The sequence below is a fragment of the Bradyrhizobium sp. Unk1 genome, assembly GCF_059512345.1.
Genome location: NZ_JCAMOP010000207.1, coordinates 1 through 685, shown reverse-complemented (window position 1 = coordinate 685; position 685 = coordinate 1). Strand labels below are relative to the sequence as shown.

Annotated in this window: 1 protein-coding gene; it reads left to right on the top strand. The window is 61.2% G+C overall.

Going from position 1 to position 685, the window contains the following annotated elements:
* A partial coding sequence (locus AC5ZFO_RS48170; RefSeq protein ID WP_496124290.1) for an IS630 family transposase occupies positions 1 to 685 on the top strand: 685 nt, incomplete at both ends.

The following is a 685-nucleotide window of genomic DNA, read 5'->3' as shown; positions in this document are numbered from 1 at the left end:
GTCAGGCGAGACTGTGCGCCGCCGGCTGGCCGAAAACGACCTCAAACCGTGGCGCAGGGACATGTGGTGCATTCCCTGTGTCGACGGCGAATACGTCGCTCGCATGGAGGACGTGCTCGATCTCTACGCTGAAGCGCCGGACCCCGAGCGGCCGCTGGTCTGCTTCGACGAGACCCCGGTCCAACTCATCGGCGAGGTGCGTCAGCCGATCCCGGGTCAACCGGGGCAGCGCGAGCGCTATGATTACGAATATCGCCGCAACGGCACCGTCAATCTCTTCGTGACATTCGACCCCCATCGTGGCTGGCGCAACGTCAAGACGACAGAGCGCCGCGCTGCCGTAGACTACGCGCACTGCATGCGCGAACTCGTCGATGTCCATTATCCCGATGCCGCCTGCATTCGTGTCGTGCAGGACAATCTGTCGATCCATACTGCCGGTGCGCTGTATCAAGCATTTGCGCCTGCCGAGGCCCGGCGCATCCTGCGTCGCCTTGAGTTCCACTACACTCCGAAACACGCCAGTTGGCTCAACATGGTCGAGTGCGAGATCAGCGTGCTACAGCGCCAATGTCTCGGCCGCCGCATCGACGATCCCAAAAGGCTCCAAAACGAGATCGCAGCATGGCAACGGCGGCGAAATAAAACCCGAGACCGCATCAAATGGATGTTCACAACCGACAAA